The 14,961-nt window shown below is 59.1% G+C and carries 12 protein-coding genes; 11 read left to right on the top strand and 1 reads right to left on the bottom strand.

Annotated features, from left to right (window positions below; genetic code table 11):
* Positions 1-265 precede the first annotated feature (265 nt).
* From HBO05_RS22495 to HBO05_RS22470, 6 genes are all read left to right on the top strand, one after another.
* On the top strand, positions 266-691 hold the full coding sequence (locus tag HBO05_RS22495; protein WP_169954319.1) for a hypothetical protein: 426 nt from the start codon (positions 266-268) through the stop codon (positions 689-691).
* Between the two features lie 167 nt (positions 692-858).
* On the top strand, positions 859-1,065 hold the full coding sequence (locus HBO05_RS22490; RefSeq protein ID WP_172314089.1) for a hypothetical protein: 207 nt from the start codon (positions 859-861) through the stop codon (positions 1,063-1,065).
* Positions 1,062-1,877 carry an aminoglycoside phosphotransferase family protein gene (locus HBO05_RS22485; RefSeq protein ID WP_222931752.1) on the top strand — a complete coding sequence of 272 codons (816 nt, stop codon included), beginning with the start codon at positions 1,062-1,064 and terminating at the stop codon, positions 1,875-1,877. The genes HBO05_RS22490 and HBO05_RS22485 overlap by 4 nt, the downstream gene beginning before the upstream one ends.
* 95 nt (positions 1,878-1,972) lie before the next feature.
* Entirely contained in the window at positions 1,973-2,305 is a 333-nt protein-coding gene (locus HBO05_RS22480; RefSeq protein WP_169954317.1) for a DUF2790 domain-containing protein, read from the top strand.
* An 11-nt stretch (positions 2,306-2,316) separates the two neighbouring features.
* Complete coding sequence (locus HBO05_RS22475; protein WP_169954316.1) at positions 2,317-3,228, top strand: LysR family transcriptional regulator; 912 nt, start codon at positions 2,317-2,319, stop codon at positions 3,226-3,228.
* Between the two features lie 207 nt (positions 3,229-3,435).
* Positions 3,436-4,758 (top strand): OprO/OprP family phosphate-selective porin, encoded by a 1,323-nt coding sequence (locus HBO05_RS22470; protein WP_169954315.1) that lies wholly within the window; start codon positions 3,436-3,438, stop codon positions 4,756-4,758.
* Between the two features lie 177 nt (positions 4,759-4,935).
* On the opposite strand, the gene proP is transcribed toward HBO05_RS22470, so the two are convergent.
* The gene (proP, locus tag HBO05_RS22465) at positions 4,936-6,438 is read right to left on the bottom strand and encodes a glycine betaine/L-proline transporter ProP (RefSeq protein WP_169954314.1); all 1,503 of its coding nucleotides are present in this window, start codon (positions 6,436-6,438) and stop codon (positions 4,936-4,938) included.
* 299 nt (positions 6,439-6,737) lie between these two features.
* On the opposite strand from proP, the gene HBO05_RS22460 reads away from it, so the two are divergent.
* The 5 genes from HBO05_RS22460 (at position 6,738) to HBO05_RS22440 (ending at position 14,627) form a co-directional block, all read left to right on the top strand.
* A complete protein-coding gene (locus HBO05_RS22460; RefSeq protein WP_169954313.1) occupies positions 6,738-8,072 on the top strand; it encodes an EAL domain-containing protein in 1,335 nt (444 codons plus the stop codon).
* A gap of 381 nt (positions 8,073-8,453) precedes the next feature.
* Positions 8,454-9,119: a response regulator transcription factor gene (locus tag HBO05_RS22455; protein WP_169954312.1), complete on the top strand. Its 666-nt coding sequence runs from the start codon at positions 8,454-8,456 to the stop codon at positions 9,117-9,119.
* 113 nt (positions 9,120-9,232) lie between these two features.
* A complete protein-coding gene (locus HBO05_RS22450; protein ID WP_170057991.1) occupies positions 9,233-9,898 on the top strand; it encodes a response regulator transcription factor in 666 nt (221 codons plus the stop codon).
* Between the two features lie 20 nt (positions 9,899-9,918).
* Positions 9,919-12,282 carry an ATP-binding protein gene (locus tag HBO05_RS22445; protein ID WP_262381445.1) on the top strand — a complete coding sequence of 788 codons (2,364 nt, stop codon included), beginning with the start codon at positions 9,919-9,921 and terminating at the stop codon, positions 12,280-12,282.
* Positions 12,279-14,627: a transporter substrate-binding domain-containing protein gene (locus HBO05_RS22440; protein ID WP_172314085.1), complete on the top strand. Its 2,349-nt coding sequence runs from the start codon at positions 12,279-12,281 to the stop codon at positions 14,625-14,627. The genes HBO05_RS22445 and HBO05_RS22440 overlap by 4 nt, the downstream gene beginning before the upstream one ends.
* Positions 14,628-14,961: the final 334 nt, after the last annotated feature.

Genomic DNA, 14,961 nt, shown 5'->3' with positions numbered 1-14,961 from the left:
GCCGGGCGCACGCGGTGCCGCCTCGGCCTGGGCGCGAAGGTGGGCAGGGTATTCAAAGGGTGGGGCGGGGAGAGTCGGGCGTAGAGGCATGCCGGATATAGTGCGGCATCAACTGGCCGAAAGGGTTGCCGCCGGTCGGTCCAGTCTCGCGGCAGTCGATAGTGATCAGGCTTGCGGGGCCGATTTTAATGCGCTGATCGCCGTGGGAGAGGGGGCATGATACCTTTGCGCGCAATGTGGCTAATTGGCATCAGGGAGTGATGGAATGGAATACAACACGGCACTGCTGGTCGCTGCCGGGCTTAACCTGCTGGTGGCGCTGATGCATATCGGGGTCATCGTCAAAGGGCCGTCCTGGTATCACCTGTTTGGCGCGGGCGAGCGCTTTGTACGTGCAGCCAAGGCCGGTCGCCGCTTCCCGGCGGTGGTGACGTCGGGGATTGCCCTGGTGCTCGCCGCGTGGTCGGCCTATGCGCTGTCCGGCGCCGGAGTGATCGACCCCTTGCCCCTGCTGCGCCCTGCGTTGTGCGTAATCACCCTGGTGTATCTGTTGCGTGGTCTGCTGGGCCCGTTCGTGTTGGCCGGCACGGGCCGTAGTACGCGCTTTATCATGATCAGCTCGGGGATTTGCGTGGTGTACGGGCTGGTGCACCTGGTGGGGTTGGCGCAGGTGTGGAATACCCTGGCCTAGGGCGGGCAACGCGTGCGCTGTCGCCGCCTCGGCCAGTTTTGCTGTACGGGCAACCAGGGCATCTCGGTGGTTGATTCTCGTCAACTCCATGCAGCACTATTCTTGCGCTTTTCAGGGCCGACGGGCGCAACTGTGTAGATGCCGTCACCATTTCCAGGGGAAAACCAATGAAGTACCTGCGCACCTTGAATGCCGCAATGGAACGCTTTGTGAGGCGGTTTACCCGCACGCAGTTCCTGTGCGCTGCCATTGCGTTCACCGCGCTCAACTTCTTATTGGACTACACCGTTGCTTCATATACCTCCATCTACCTGTCCATGCTCAGCGGTTGGCTGTTTGCCATGGGCTTTGTGAAGTTCCCGCCTCAGCCATGATGTGTCTATTTGATCAATACCTGGAGCGATGGGACCTGACCGTCGATGGCGATGCATTCGCCTCGCGCAACGGCAATCTATTGCCTGTTCGCCAGGACGGTGTGCCGGCCATGCTCAAGGTCTCCCAAGTGGCCGAGGAGCAAGCCGGCAGCGTGCTGATGGCCTGGTGGGACGGTGACGGTGCAGCGCCGGTGCTGGCCTATGACGGGGAGGCCTTGCTGATGGTGCGTGCGCTGGGCTCGGCTTCGCTTGTACAGATGGCCAACGGCGGTCGCGATGAAGAGGCCACGCGCATCCTTTGTGGCGTGGCCGCGCGCCTGCATGCGCCACGGGCCAAGCCGATTCCCGCGCTGGTTCCCCTGGCGCGGTGGTTCGAAGCGCTATGGCCGGGGGCGGCGAGGCACGGCGGGATCCTTGCGCAGTGCGCCAGCACCGCCCGCGATCTGCTGGCGGCGCCCCAGGATGTCGCGGTACTGCATGGCGACATCCACCATGGCAATGTCCTGGATTTTGCCGCGGCCGGCTGGCTGGCTATCGACCCCAAGGGCCTCTACGGCGAGCGCGGCTTTGATTACGCCAACCTCTTCTGCAACCCCGATCAAAGCGCCCTGGCTCCCGAGTGCTTTGCGCGGCGGATCGAAGTGGTCGCCAAAGCCTCTGGAATCGAGCGGCGTAGGCTCCTGCAATGGGTGCTCGCCTGGGCAGGTTTGTCGTCGACCTGGATGCTCGAAGACGGTGAAGAGCCGGGAATCACCCTCGGGGTGGCGCACCTGGCGGCGGCGGCACTGGGCGGTGATTATCGTCAGGCTTAGTTGCACATAACAGAAAGGTAATCTTTAAGCTACCTTGGTGAAAGGGTCGGTTAGTTAATCTCAAGTCTGGAAAAATGACTTGAGAGATAAATCTGATGAACCTGTTGAAACTAAGTATTGCTGCATTGGCGTTGTCATTATCCACGGTCGCGTTCGCCACAAACGGCGGTGATCGTGGGTATGAGAAGTTGATGAGCGATAACCAGCAAGCCATGGCTGCTTATGCGCTAAAACAAGGTAAGGAACAACCCCAGGTCCAGGACTATCGCTATGGCATGAAACTGGACATCGCCAAGGTGGTCAACGTGACCCCTAAGATCAGCTCCTGCGACATCGTCCCGTCGCGCATGACTTACGAGGACTCGAGCGGCAAGCTCAACACTATCGAATATCAAGTCATGGGGCAGTGCCGTAATAATGGCCGCTGAAAGGTTGCCCTATGACTGCGCAGGCACCGTTGATTGACCGCGAGCTGGCGCAGCGTTTTCTGACATGCGCACGCTGTGCCAGCTTTCGCCAGGCTGCCCGTAGCCTGAATATCCGTACTGCAGAACTGCGCAAGCAACTGGCCCAGTTGGAGGGGCGGCTGGGTAGCCCGCTGTTTGTATTACGAGAAAATGCCCTACGCCTGACCCTCAAGGGGCAGCGCCTGCAAGCGCTGCTGATAGCGCGGTTTGGCGATGTTCAACCACAAGTGGGCGCCGTGCCTCAACCGCTGTTGCGTCTGGCCGTGGAAGACTCCCTCATGCACGACCTGCTGGCGCGTGAGGTGCTGGATTTTATGCGCAAGCACCCGGCAATGCAGTTGGAAGTCATCCCGCTGACGGGCGAGCCAACACGCCAGGCGGATGTCATGGTGTGGTTGGCGGATGCTGACCGTCCTCGTCCAGCGCCGGGGTTTGCCATGACCACGCCGCAACGTCTGGCGCGCATTGACTTCAGCCCGCATATGGCCAAGCGTTACTGTCGCGGCAACCGTTTGCCGACGCAAATTGCGCACTTGTCCGACTTTATGCTGGTGCAAGGCCGTACGAATGCGCCGGTTGCGGCGTTTGCACCCTGGAACCGCCTGGTCAAACAGCGCCAGCGCGCAGTGGCCCAGGTGCATTCCCAGGCGTGGGTGCAGGAGTGGGTCAGGCACAGTGCCTGTGTCGGTTTGTTACCGGACTACATCGGCCATTTGGATAAAAACCTGCTGGCCCTGACCCCCTTGTTTGGTGAGCCTATGGAACGGCTGGCATGGCTGTCCACGGCGCCCTTGACCGCTGAGCAACCCCATGTGCAAGCGCTGGTGGCGTTGATTCACAAAGTGTTCGAAGAACGGCGTGACTGGTTTGAAAGAGTCATCTAAGTTGGTATTGGTTTTAACCATTCTGAAATATTCGATGTGAATGCCTGTGTAACTTGTAATTCCCTTGTTTATAAGGTCCTTGTCGCGGTTAAAGGGCAAGAAATATCCATGGTCACAAAACTGTCTTGTGAATAAATCCAAAATGTCATTTGGTCTTTGGAAACTCCCCGTCGCCAAGTAATACTTAACGATAGTGAGGGGAAGTTGATGTCGATTAGTTATTCAAAGTGCGTTCGGTTAACTCAATTCAGCCTGGCGGTGGCGGGGAGCGTATTGGCCATTTCGGCGCAGGCAGGCACGGTAACCACCGATGGCGCCGATATTGTGCTCAAAACCAAGGGCGGCCTGGAAGTGGCCACTGCCGACAAAGAGTTCAGCTTCAAGCTGGGCGGGCGTATCCAGGCCGATTACGCCCGGTTTGATGATTACTACACCCGTAACGGCAACACGGCGGACGCCGCGTATTTTCGGCGTGCCTATCTGGAGTTTGGCGGCACGGTCTACAAGGACTGGAAATACCAGATCAACTACGACCTGTCCCGTAACGTGGGCAATGACAGCGCAGGTTACTTCGACGAAGGCAGCGTGACCTACACCGGGTTCAATCCGTTGAATGTAAAAGTAGGGCGTTTCTACACCGATTTTGGCTTGGAGAAAGCCACCAGTTCCAAATGGGTCACGGCCCTGGAGCGTAACCTTTCCTACGATGTGGCCGAGTGGGTCAACGACAACGTCGGCATGGGCGTACAGGCCAACGGCGTGGTGGGACAGATGGCCTATTTGTCCGGCAGTGTGTTCAGCGAAAACAACAACGACACTGACGGCGACAGCGTCAAGCGCTACAACCTGCGCGGCGTGTTTGCGCCACTGCACGAATCCGGCAATGTGTTGCACGTAGGGCTGCAATACGCCTACCGAGACCTCAAGGACGCCGCCATCGACACGCGCATCCGCTCACGCATGGGCATGCGTGGCGTCGAGACCAACGGCGGCAACAGTGCCGGCACCAATGGCACCCGCTCGGTATTTGGCGGGAGTGCGGCCCAGCAAGGCTTGTGGCAGGACGACTCGGTGTGGGGCCTGGAAGGTGCTTGGGCGCTGGATGCGTTCTCGGTGCAGGGTGAGTACCTGCGACGGACCCTCAAGGCCGATGCAGCACAGAGTGACATCAAGGCCAGCGGCTACTACGCACAACTGGCCTATACCCTGACCGGCGAGCCTCGCATCTACAAACTCGATGGCGCCAAGTTCGACTCCATCAAACCGCAAAACAAACAAATCGGCGCCTGGGAGGTGTTCTACCGCTACGACGCGTTTACCGTCGAAGACGATAATGTCGTGGTCAGCACCAATGTGCGCCAGGTAGGTGACAGCCAGGGCAAGGCGCATACCCTGGGCGTCAACTGGTACGCCAATGAGGCGGTCAAGGTCAGCGCCAACTACGTCAAGGCCCGCACGGATAACGTCAGCAACACCCTGGGTGATGACACCGGTGATGGGGTGGTGATGCGCCTGCAATACGCTTTCTAATCCACAGGTTCCGAAATCAGATGAGCCCCGGCGAGTCGGCGATACTGTCGACTGGTCCGCCGTCATCCCCTGTAGGAGCGGGCTTGCTCGAGAGGGCGGTGGTTCAGTCACCATTGTAGGTGGCTGATCCACCGCTATCGCCGGCAAGCCAGCTCCTACATTTGTTGTGTAGCGCAATCAGTCAATCCGCGGATGCTGTTGCGCCAGGTTCTGGCGCTTGGCTTCCAGCTCGGCGATCTGTTCGTCGAGGTCTTCGATCTTCTGTTCGATATTGTCGTGATGCTCCTGCAACAGCTCCCGTGCCTCTTCCATGTCCGACGCTGCCGGGGCCGCGCCGCGCAGGGGTTTGTTGGCGGTTTCCTTCATTGTCAGGCCGGTGACCAGGCCCACCACGGCAATGACCATCAGGTAGTACGCAGGCATGTACAGGTCGTTGGTACTTTCCACCAGCCAGGCCACGGCGGTCGGGGTCAGGCCGGCGATCAGTACCGAGATGTTGAACGCACTGGCCAGGGCGCTGTAGCGGATGTGGGTGGGGAACATCGCGGGCAGGGTGGACGCCATCACGCCGATAAAAAAGTTCAGCACCACCGCCAGCATCAGCAAGCCTGCAAAGATCAACCCGAGCTTGCCGCTGTTGATCAGCATAAAGGCCGGAATAGCCAGGGCCAGCAGGCCGATACTGCCGGCGATGATAAAGGGCCGGCGCCCGACCTTGTCGCTGATAAAGCCGATCATGGGTTGCACGAACAGCATGCCGACCATGATCGCGATGATGATCAGCACCCCGTGGTTTTCGCTGTAGTGCAAGTTGTGCGTCAGGTAGCTGGGCATGTAGGTGAGCAGCATGTAATAGGTGACGTTGGTCACGGCCACCACGCCGACACAGGTCAGCAGGCTGCGCCAATGCTGAGTGGCGACCTCCTTGAACGATACGCGCGGGCCACGTGCCAGGCCTTCGCGGTCGCCCTGTTCAAGCTTTTCAACATGCTGTTGGAAGGCTGGGGTTTCTTCCAGGGCGTGGCGCAGGTACAAGCCGATCATGCCCAGGGGCAGGGCTAGGAAGAACGGCAGGCGCCAGCCCCACTCCTGGAACTGTTCTTCACCTAGCACGCTGGAGATCGCCACCACTACGCCCGCACCGAGCACAAAGCCTGCGATGGAGCCGAAGTCCAGCCAACTGCCGAGGAAGCCGCGCTTGCGGTCGGGGGCGTATTCGGCGACGAAGATCGAGGCCCCGGTGTATTCACCACCCACCGAGAAGCCCTGGGCCATCTTGGCCAACAGCAACAGGATCGGGGCCCAGATGCCAATCGAGGCATAGGACGGAATCAGGCCGATGGCAAAGGTGCTGATGGACATGATCACGATGGTGGCCGCGAGGACTTTCTGCCGCCCGTACTTATCCCCCAGCGCACCAAAGAACAGGCCACCCAGTGGGCGGATCAGGAACGGCACGGAAAAGGTCGCCAGCGCCGCAATCATCTGCACGCCAGGGTCGGCGCCGGGGAAGAACACCTTGCCCAGCACATAAGCCACGAAGCCATACACCCCGAAGTCGAACCACTCCATGGCATTGCCCAGTGCTGCGGCGGTGATCGCCTTGCGCATCTTGGCGTCGTCGACAATGGTGATGTCTTTCAACCCGATTGGGCTGACACTTTTCTTGCGTGATTTCATACAGGTCACTCTGTCACTGAACGGTGTCGATGCCATTGTTTTAATGGCATGGTCTACTCGGTCAGATACATGAGGACACGAAATAATTCACCGCTTAATGTTTTTTTTCCTGTAGGCGCCGGCTTGCCGGCGATGTTCGTCAACGCTGACGCAGCACAACTGCCCTGATACCCGCCGCACAGCGCTCCGTTATGGGTCGCCCACCCCGCAGACAAGGGTGCTTTTAGTCCCAATCCTATTTGCTTCTTTTTTGCCACTGATAAGCTTTTTTCCTGGAAAAGTATCGGGAAATTCTTGTCATGATCGTAAATGCCGCCGTACCCAACGAGTTCAACGCCCTACGCGTTATCACGTTGGCAACCGACGCCACCTGTGCCAATTGGCTGTCCGGCGCGTTGAGCAGTATGGGCGTTACAGCGCTGGCCAACGCTAAATCCTTGAGCGACGTAGAGGCCTGGCTGGTCGACCAACCGGTGGACGTCATCTGCTGCGAAATTCGTCCGGGGTCTGATGATGGGCTGATGCTGCCAAGCCTGCTCAAGGGGCTGCACGAAGCCGGCGCCGTGGCGCAGTTGCCGAGCATCTTCTGGACCGGTGAAGCCACCTTGAATGCGCAGGTGCGTGCTGTGGAAGAGGGCGGCGTGGCTTCCCTGCATGGCGGCACCCCGCAGCGCTGGATCAAGCACATGGGCGGGGTCGCCATCAGTGCGTTGGAGTCCCATGCCCGATTGGCCCGCGCCGCCGGGATTCTGGTGGAGATCCTGCGCGAAGGCGCAACCCTGGAACTGGGCGATGCCTTGCGAGCCGTGATGCTGACCCGCGCGAAACCGGACCCGCAGTTGCACATGACCACATTCGACGCCTTGGCCGAGGATGAAGTGATCAATGCGCTGACCACGGGGGAGGGCTTGCGCTTTGTGTTCCAGCCACAATTCGAGCTGTTGAGCCGGCGTGTAGTGGGAGCCGAGGCATTGGTGCGCTGGAAGCACCCGCGCTTTGGTGAAATCCCGCCGTCGGTGCTGATGCCGTTGGTTAACCGACTGGGCCTGGACCTGTTGCTGTTCAGCCTGGTGGAAATGTGGAGCATCCGGGCGATGCTGGCCCTCAAGCGTGAAAACATTCTGATCCCCATCGCGGTGAATGCCTCGGCAAAAACCATTTGCACCCCATATTTTGCCGACCGCCTCGCCACACGGATGCAGCAGGCCGAATTGCCAAACCACTTGCTGAAAATCGAGCTTACCGAGGACGTACCCGAACCGGACGAACTGCATCTTTCCGCATCGCTGACGGCAATCCGCGCCAAGGGTTTCCAGGTGTCCCTGGATGATTTTGGTACCGGCGCGGCCACGTTGAACCTGTTGGCGAACCTGTCGTTCGATGAAATGAAAATCGACGGCTCATTCGTGCGTGCCGTAGAGCAGCACTCGTCATCACGCAAGGTGATTGCGGGCATCGTCAGTTGGGCCGGCCTGCTGAATCTGAACCTGGTGGCCGAGGGCATTGAGGATGAGTCCACGATCCCTCTGCTGCATCGCCTGGGCTGCCGCGTCGGGCAGGGTTATGCGCTGGCGCGGCCGATGGAAATCGAGGCCTTTTTGAGCTTCCTGATTGAGCGGGGGAAACACCCGTAAACATACTTCTGTCTGTGTGGCTCTGGGAGGAGGCGGTTTTTAGGAGTGCTCTTATTTCAATTGTTTCGTCATGGCTTTAAATTTCCATCATCGATTTTTTTAAATTGTATGCCGCTGGAGTTAACTGCTCTGCCCATTCGATAACCACTGCTGGATGTCTTGAATCTCAAAAAGTCGACTACTTGCCTGGCAACTTAAAGTTTGCCGGTGGGTGTTGTATTGCCTGATCGAAAGTTCGCCTGTTTGTTTTTAATGTGCGATGGCTCAGTTGCACGGATGGAATTGATGTTGTAGGTCCGTCTTCCCTGACGGCAACTTACCAATGATGAGATAGCGTTATTTTTCATCTTTTTGCTCGTTATACAGAGTGTCCTGTGATCTATGAAACGCTTACAAATTGCTTTGCTGGATGATCATGCAATCGTGCGACATGGCCTGGTCAATCGATTGCTGCAGGAACCTGATTTTGAAGTGGTCGGTGTCTACGCCCGTACGCGTGAACTATTGGCAGGGCTGGCCAAGGACCCGGCGCAGGTGCTGTTACTGGACTATGTCCTGGGGCCCAGCGAGTTGGATGGCGTGTTACTGATTCGAGCGTTACGGGTGAAGTTTCCACAATGCCGCATCCTGGTGTTCTCTACGCACCATGACGCCGCCACCGTGATCCTGGCCTTGCGTGCCGGTGCCCGGGGATTTCTCGGCAAGGGTGAAGATATGGGCCAGTTGGTCGACGCGGTCCGGTTGGTGGCGTCGGGGGCGGTTTACCTGAGCCCGGACATGGCCTACAGGGTTGCCGAAGCCACTGCGGTCAACTATGACGGCGAGGCGCGCAATCGCGAGGACGCGTTGCGCTTTGTCAGTCTGTCTGCCCGTGAGCAAGAAGTGATTCGCTGTTATCTGACGGGCATGACCATCACCGAAATTGCTGAGAAATTCAGCCGTAGCATCAAGACCATCAGCTCCCAAAAGGCTTCGGCTTTTCGCAAGTTGGGTGTGATATCGAACAACGAGCTATTCAAGATCAAGCACCTCATTGAAGGTATCTGAACCTGGCGGGTTGGCGCCGTGTCATTTGCCGCTTGTTGCATATACTGTTCTATCGTTGGGTATCCCTGTTTTCGGCAGCGCGGCTTGCGCTGGGTTGAGTGGGCTCGATCATAATGAAATCTATACGTATTGCTTTGTTGGATGATCACGCGGTTGTTCGACATGGTCTGGCCAATACCCTGGCGGCCGAGGCGAACTTTGAGGTAGTAGGCATTTATGAGCGCAGCCGCGACCTGATCGCCGGTCTCGCCACGGCGCCTGCAGACTTGCTGCTACTGGATTTCTCCCTGAGTCCCGAGGAGTTGGACGGCGTCTCATTGATCCGTGCCTTGCGAGTCAAGTTTCCCGCTAGCCACATCCTTGTGTTGTCCACCCACCACGACCCGGCGACCGTGGGCCTGGCCATGCGTGTCGGAGCCCGCGGGTTTGTCGGCAAGGGTGAGGACATGGACCAGTTGGTCAAGGCCATCCGCAAAGTGGCATCGGGGGCGGTGTACCTGAGTCCCGACATGACCTATCGCCTGGCCGAAACCGTCACCAGTGATACCCGCAAAGGCTCTGGCGAAGTGCCGGACGCCCTGATCCTGGCGGAGTTGACCAGTCGCGAGCAGGAGGTCATTCGTTGTTACCTGGCGGGCATGACCATCACTGAAATTGCCGAGAAGTTCAATCGCAGCATCAAGACCATCAGCACCCAGAAAACCTCGGCGTTTCGCAAGCTGGGGGTTACGTCGAACAACGAACTGTTCAAGCTCAACAAAATCATTGGCTCGCCATGAGGCGGTGGTGGTTGGGGGGCTTGTTGTTGTGGTCGCTTGGAGGGACCGTCTTCGCTGCTGGCCCGGTTCAACTGAGCGAGCAGGAGCAGCGCTGGATACAGCAGCATCCGGTGTTGCGGGTGGGCGTGGTCGAAGACCTGATACCTTTTGAGTACATGCGTGATGGCACCCTGCAGGGACGCTCAGTGCATTACCTGCAATTGGTGACCGATGCCACCGGCCTTGAATTCACCTATGTTCCGGGAAAGACCATTGAGATACGCGAGCAAATGCTCCTCGATGGCCAGGTGGATCTGCTGTCCTCTTACTTGCGTTTCAGGTCTGAGCCGGCCACCAAGGGCCTTGCCTTGCTGACCTACCAGACCACCTCGCCGATCATCGTGACGCGTTTCGAAGGCCCGGATATTTTCGACCTCGACCAACTGCATGGCAAAACCGTGATGGTTCCTGACGTGGATCATTACGAAGAGATCGTCGGAGCATCAGGAATCGAGGTCACGCTGATCAAAAGCAAATCGGCCCTGGAGATGCTGACCCGCGTCCAGGACGGCAGTGCTGACGCGGCCGTTGCCACGGAAACCTTCCTGATGCCTTATCTGTACCGCCAGTTCCAGGGCATCCTGGAGGCTTCAGGTGTGGTCGGCAGCCAGATGCTGGATGTCAGCATGGCGGTTCGCTCGGACCAGGCACTGCTGCATTCGATCCTCGAAAAAGTCCTGGGCTCGATCACTGCCGAGCAACGCAATGACATGTACGACCACTGGTATCACGAGCTGGATCTGGATGTTCCAACCCTGCTTGCCATCTCCAGCCACTACTGGCATGTCCTGATCATGGGGGCGTTGGTGCTGGCCAGCCTGTGTGTGCTGGTCTATCGCGGCCATCGCAGGCGGCGTCAGGCTGTGCGCAACGAGCAGGAAAAAACCATGTTCCTGGCGGTCATGGGCCATGAAATTCGTTCGCCTATGAATGCCGTGCTGGCGGCCATGGAGTTATTGGGGCACACCCGGCTCAATGAGCAGCAGCGCCACTTTGTGCACCTTGCCAATGGCGGCGCCAATGCGTTGGTGCGTTTGCTGGATAACGTGCTGGACACGCCAGGCTCGGGTGCGCGGGCGTTGCGCCTGAGCATTGAACCGACCGATGTGACGGCGCTGGTGCAGGGCGTAGTGGGCTTGCACCGCCTGCGCGCACGGGAAAAGCACCTGAGCCTGAATGTGAGCATCCACACCGCGCTGCCCTTGCTGTTACTCGACAGCTCCCGCCTGACGCAGATTCTTCATAACCTGCTTTCCAATGCCATCAAGTTCACCGATGCCGGCGGTGTCGACATCAAGCTGTGCCTGTTGGACCTACCGGCCGGTGGTCAACAGTTGCAAGTCAAGGTGCGCGATACCGGGATCGGTATCAGCGAAGCGGTACAGGCATCGTTGTTCCGGCCATATGCCCAGGCCAGTCAATCCTACAAGCGCTCCGGTGGTACCGGGCTGGGCCTGGTGATCTGCCAGCAACTGGCGAACTTGATGCAGGGGTCGTTCACACTCAGCAGTGAGCCGGGGGTTGGCACGACCTTCATCCTCTGCGTGCCGGTAACGGTTGCCCCCCAGACTGCTGAACCACCGCAGATTCAGCAGTCCGCGCCAGAGGCCGAGACGGGCGGCCTGCAAATCCTGGTCGTGGAAGACACTCTGGCCAACCAGGAAGTGCTGCGGGCGCAGATCGGCGGCTTTGGCTGCGAGGCGGTGATCGCCGCCGATGCCGCCCAGGCCCACAGCTTGTTCGCGCAGCAGGCCTACCAATTGATCCTGATGGACTGTGACCTGCCGGACCAGGACGGTTACAGCCTGGTTCGCGAACTGCGTGAGTTCGAGCGCGGCTTGGGGCGTCCACGCTGCCCAATCATTGCCATTTCTGCCCTGACCGGTGAACAGCACCTCAAACGTTGCATGGATGCTGGGATGGACGCCGCATTGAGCAAGCCGATACGCCTTGGGCAACTGCGCGAAGTGATCGAGCGTTGGTGCGACGTCACCCTGGCTGCACCCCGTGCGAGCCTGATGGCCCCACAGCTGGATCAGGCGGCGATCAATCGGGAGATGGCCAGTGACCTGGGGAGCCTGATCAAGGCCATAGCGCTCTGTGACCGCCCCAGCGCCGTCCACGTTGCCCATCGTCTGCACGGTGCTGCGCTGATTATGGAGTGGCTGGCCCTGGGGCAGAGTGCCGAGTATCTGGAGCGCCTGCTGCGTGCGCAGGAGGGCTGGGATAGCCCGGCCTACGCCCAGGCCCTGCGGGCGTTGGTTGAGCATTGGCGGGCCTTGGGCGGGGATGCTCCCCTGGAAGTGCTGCCGCCCGCGCGTGCCACGCGGGTGACCCAGCGATGAACGCCAAATTGCTACGCCTGCTGCTGATAGCGTTCGTGCTGGGAAACCTGGGCGTCGGGGTGCAGGCCGGCCCGACGCCGCTGGAGCTGACCCAGCAGGAGCGTGATTGGATTGCTGCCCATCCGGTGCTGCGTGTTGGCGTATTCGATAACTTGCTGCCTTTTGAATACATCAGCAATGGCCAACTCAGAGGGTTGTCAGCCAAATACCTGGGGTTGATTGCATCGCGCACGGGCCTGTATTTCGAACCCGTCACCACCACTACGCGCAGCGCCCGCAAGGACATGCTGATCAGCGGCGAAGTCGATATCTTGTCCACCCGGCGCCGGGACGATGACCCGGCAAAGGATCTCGGGCTGCGTTACACCACGCCCTACAACACCAGCTCGACCGTTATCGTCAGCCGTTTTGGCGATCAACCGTTTGCCGACTTGGAGCAACTCGCCGGCAAGCGGGTGGTGATGCTGGGGCGCGAGGAGGATTACGTCGCTTTTTTGAAGCGTAAGGCCCCGGGGATAACCATTGTTTCTGCCCTGAATGCGCTGGACATGATGGCGATGGTCAAGGACGGCCGCACGGACGCGGCGATTGCTTCGGAATGGCTGCTGATTCCCTACCTGTCCCGCCAATATCATGGGGTACTGCAGATTTCTGGGGTGCTGCCGTTGCTGCATACCGGTGTGAGCATGGCAGTACGTGACAGCGATGTGCTCCTGCTGTCTATTTTGGACAAGGTGCTGGCTTCCATCAGCGGCGAAGAGCGCAAGGCGATCTATGACGCCTGGTTTGCGGATATGGACCTGGACATTCCTACCGTCAAGGCCATTGCCGAGCACTACCAAAGTGAGCTGTGGTTGCTGCTGGCCGTGGTGGCAGTGCTCGTCGGACTGGTCGTGCAAAGTCGCCTGCAACGGCGCCAGGCCATGAACAGCGAACGGGAGAAGGCGATGTTCCTGGCGGTCATCAGCCATGAAGTGCGTTCGCCGATGAACGCAGTGCTGGCCGCCGTGGAACTGCTGGAGCACACCCCGCTCGATGAGCAGCAGCGACATTTCACCGGCTTGGCCAATAGCGGCGCCAATACCTTGCTGCGGCTGGTGGATGATGTGTTGGATATCTCCAAGATGGAAGCCGGGCAACTGGCCCTCAATCTTGAACCGGTGGACCCATGGGCGCTGGTCTTGCGGGTAGTCGACGAGCATCGAACGCAAGCGCAGGAAAAGGGCATTGAGCTGCTCGTCACCGGCGAGCGTCCCGGCGACCCATTGTTGCTGGACGAACTGCGTCTGGCGCAGGTGCTGCGCAACCTGATCTGCAACGCCGTCAAGTTCACCGATGTGGGTCGGGTAGAGGTGCAGTTGCTACAGCTGGAAAAGCCTGCGGTCGAGGTGCGACAACTGGTGATCCGGGTCATCGATACGGGCATAGGCTTGTCCAAGCAGGCGCAAGCCTCGCTGTTCCGGCCGTATGCCCAGGCCAAGCAATCCTATCGACGCACTGGCGGTACCGGCCTGGGCCTGGTGATCTGCCGGCGCCTGGTCAGGTTGATGCGCGGCAGGTTGGTGCTCAGCAGCTTGCAGGGTGTAGGTACCCAGGTCGAGGTGCGGTTGCCAGTTGAGCGGGCTGTTTCCCCGCAACTGCCGGCACCTGAGCCTGCGCCGAGCGCGGAATCGGCTAACGGTTTGCAGGTGTTGGTGGTGGACGACTCGCTACCCAGTCGGCAAGTGTTGCAGGCACAGCTCGAGAGCCTTGGTTGCGCGGTGCTGCTGGCGGCTGATGCCGACCAGGCGGTGGCGTTGTTCAGTGCGCACCGGGTCGATATGGTGCTGATCGACTGTGACTCGCCAGAGGGCGACGCCGAGCGCATGGTCAGCGCGTTTCGTGAGTCGCAGCTCCAACAGGAACGCTCATATTGCCCGATCATCGCGCTCTCGCAATTTAGCGGGAATGAATACCTGCAACGTTGTTTCGATGCCGGTATGGATGGTGTGCTGAGCAAACCGCTCCAACAGGCCATGTTGCAGCAGATGATTGAACTCTGGTGCGAAGTAACCCCGGCGCCGCAAGTTGCAGAGTACCTGGAAACTCCAGGGTCGCCGGAGGCCGTGCGCCAGGAACTTAACAGCCTCATAGAACTACTTGCCCTGCGCGATCGCGGCATGGCGCTGGAGGCGCTATACAGGCTGCGCACTGCCGCGTTGGACGTCGGTTGGGAGGAGTTCGCGGCCACGGCGCAGCGTATCGAAGTGCTGTTGCAGGACGAAGTGAACTGGCCAGCAGAAGCGGTTGCGGGCCATGCCCGTAGCCTGCTTGAGCACAGGGCCGGGCTTCCCTGCGGGGCCTAGGCCGCGTAGGGGCTTCAAAGCAGAGCAGGTTGATCTGGGAATGATGCAATCGCCGCGAATTGCATGCCCTGCCGCAACATATGCCTCACTGCCTCGATAAAGCTCGATGGCGGCCACCGGTTGTTCGCAGCTTCTCTATTGATAAACATTGCAGCGCCTGTTTTTAGGAGTGCTCCTATAGACGGGCTATTAATGTTTTTCCATTAAACAGTGCAGTGCAACAGTAAGTTTTATAGTGGTTTTAATTGTTGGGGATTTACCGTGCTCAATTGTTTTTCAGAGCACTCCTATATTGAGTTCGATGTGGGCTCCCTAAACTTAGCCCCGCAACAGC

It is taken from the genome of Pseudomonas sp. WS 5079 (assembly GCF_012985465.1).
Classification (GTDB): Bacteria; Pseudomonadota; Gammaproteobacteria; order Pseudomonadales; family Pseudomonadaceae; genus Aquipseudomonas.
The sequence above is the reverse complement of the archived record's forward strand: the minus strand, read 5'-3'. Positions and strand labels throughout refer to the sequence as shown.

Coding starts and splice junctions, on each gene's coding strand:
- HBO05_RS22485 (WP_222931752.1), top strand. CDS start 1,062: ATGATGTGTCTATTTGATCAATACCTGGAGCGATGGGACCTGACCGTC.
- proP (WP_169954314.1), bottom strand. CDS start 6,438: ATGAAATCACGCAAGAAAAGTGTCAGCCCAATCGGGTTGAAAGACATC.
- HBO05_RS22480 (WP_169954317.1), top strand. CDS start 1,973: ATGAACCTGTTGAAACTAAGTATTGCTGCATTGGCGTTGTCATTATCC.
- HBO05_RS22475 (WP_169954316.1), top strand. CDS start 2,317: ATGACTGCGCAGGCACCGTTGATTGACCGCGAGCTGGCGCAGCGTTTT.
- HBO05_RS22450 (WP_170057991.1), top strand. CDS start 9,233: ATGAAATCTATACGTATTGCTTTGTTGGATGATCACGCGGTTGTTCGA.
- HBO05_RS22455 (WP_169954312.1), top strand. CDS start 8,454: ATGAAACGCTTACAAATTGCTTTGCTGGATGATCATGCAATCGTGCGA.
- HBO05_RS22470 (WP_169954315.1), top strand. CDS start 3,436: ATGTCGATTAGTTATTCAAAGTGCGTTCGGTTAACTCAATTCAGCCTG.
- HBO05_RS22490 (WP_172314089.1), top strand. CDS start 859: ATGAAGTACCTGCGCACCTTGAATGCCGCAATGGAACGCTTTGTGAGG.
- HBO05_RS22440 (WP_172314085.1), top strand. CDS start 12,279: ATGAACGCCAAATTGCTACGCCTGCTGCTGATAGCGTTCGTGCTGGGA.
- HBO05_RS22460 (WP_169954313.1), top strand. CDS start 6,738: ATGATCGTAAATGCCGCCGTACCCAACGAGTTCAACGCCCTACGCGTT.
- HBO05_RS22495 (WP_169954319.1), top strand. CDS start 266: ATGGAATACAACACGGCACTGCTGGTCGCTGCCGGGCTTAACCTGCTG.